1 protein-coding gene is annotated in these 1,991 nt (G+C 54.1%); it reads left to right on the top strand.

Features of this window, described 5'->3' with window-relative positions:
- A partial coding sequence (locus tag BM378_RS20205) for a beta strand repeat-containing protein (protein WP_177222602.1) occupies positions 1-1,991 on the top strand: 1,991 nt, incomplete at both ends.

The raw sequence follows: 1,991 nt of genomic DNA, 5'->3' as shown, positions 1-1,991 counted from the left end.
ACCGCCTTAGCCGATGGTCAGTTTAGCGTTGAAGCCAGTGTCCGCGATGGGGTTGGTAACTTAAGCGAAGAAACCGTGACCGGTGTTATCGACACCCTTGCGCCAACACTAACCTTAACCGGTGTGGGTGAGGGCAGTGATGTCACGCCGGTACTCAGTGGTCGTAGTAATGAAGTGGGCGGCACCGTCACTGTGACAGTCACCGACAGCAATGGGGCAGAGCAAACACTCACCGCCACCGTAAATAGCAGTGGTGATTGGAGCGTTGAAGTACCGACAGCCCTAGCCGAAGGCAGCTACACGGTTGCCGTGACCATCAGTGATGATGCAGGCAACACCAGCAACGTTACCGCCACAGGCAATATCGATACCACCAACCCCGTTGTTACTGTAAATGACAATGGCCTAGGTAATGACAGTACACCGGTTATTTCAGGGACGTCAACCGAGCCTGCTGGCACGGTCGTGAACCTTAGCATCGTTGATAGCAATGGTGATTCACACAGCTTGACCGCGACAGTCTTAGCTGATGGGTCATGGCAAGCCACATCAAGCAGCTTGCCAGATGGTGCGTACACTGTAACTGCCACTATAACTGATGCTGCGGGCAATGTTGGCACAGACACAGGCACCGGCAGCATTGATACCTTACCGCCTAGCTTAGCAATTGATAGCTTGGGAACGGTGAATGATACCACCCCAACCATTAGCGGTACGTCTAACGAGCCTGCGGGCAGTGTGGTGAACTTAAGTGTCTCTGATGGCACCAACACCTACACCTTCACCGCGACAGTATTAGCGGATGGCACTTGGAGCGCCGATGTCCCTAGCCCACTGAATAATGGCACCTTCACGATTGATGCGAGCATTACCGATGCGGCAGGCAACGCCACCACCGCAAGCGACAGTGCGCTGCTTGACACCACGGCCCCAAGTGTCACGATTAATGTGATTGGTGAAACAAATGACACCACACCGACCATCAACGGCACCAGTGATGCAGAGAATGGCAGTGTGGTGACGGTTGTGATTGATGATGGGACAAACCCTGTCGAAACAATTACCACCACCGTCAGTGGGGGCACGTGGAGTGTCACAGCGACAACCGCATTACCAGAAGGTGAGTTTACCGTGACCGCCTCAGTGCTCGAAAATGGCAACACTGGCACCGCCACTCGCACCGGTATTATTGATACCACCATGCCAGCGATTGACATTAACGAACTGGGCATTACAAACGACACCACCCCGACGATTAGCGGCACAGCCAGTGCGCCACAAGGCAGCACAGTCACCGTGGTGATCACCGATGCAAACAACAACAGTCACACCGTGACCACCACCATGCAAAGTGATGGTAGTTGGTCAGTGGCAGCCAGCACGATTCTAGCGGAAGGCGAATACACCGTTACCGCGACAGTCAGCGATCAAGCTGGTAACCCAGCATCAGCAAGTGCCACCGGTGAAGTGGATATCACCGCGCCAGTTGTCAGTATTGATGCGATTGCCGACAGTAACGATGTAACGCCTGTTATTAGTGGCCAAAGCAGTGGTGCGGCAGCAGGCTCTCAAGTCTTGTTAACCGTGACTGACAGTGACGGGGCGACACAAAGCGCCACAGCCATTGTGCAGGCTGATGGCAGTTGGTCAGTCGAGCTGAGCTCAGCACTGGCGGAAGGAAACTACACCGTTGTTGCGACACTGAGTGATGCCGCCGGTAATACAGGCACCGACACCGAAACCGGCACAATTGATGTGACCGCGCCAACCATCACCATTGATGCGCCAGCGCTGACCAATGACAACACGCCAACGGTGACAGGTTCATCAGACTTAGCCAATACTAATTTAGATGTGACCTTTACCGATGCCAATGGCACCAGCCACACAGTGACAGTGACCACCGATGCGTCAGGTAATTGGAGTGTCGATGCAGCGCAAGCACTGGCCGATGGTAACTACAGTGTGACAGCGAGTATCAGCGATTCAGC

Origin of the sequence: Pseudoalteromonas lipolytica, assembly GCF_900116435.1 — a bacterium.
Taxonomy (GTDB): Bacteria; Pseudomonadota; Gammaproteobacteria; order Enterobacterales; family Alteromonadaceae; genus Pseudoalteromonas; species Pseudoalteromonas lipolytica.
This window is presented reverse-complemented; position numbering and strand designations above follow the sequence as displayed.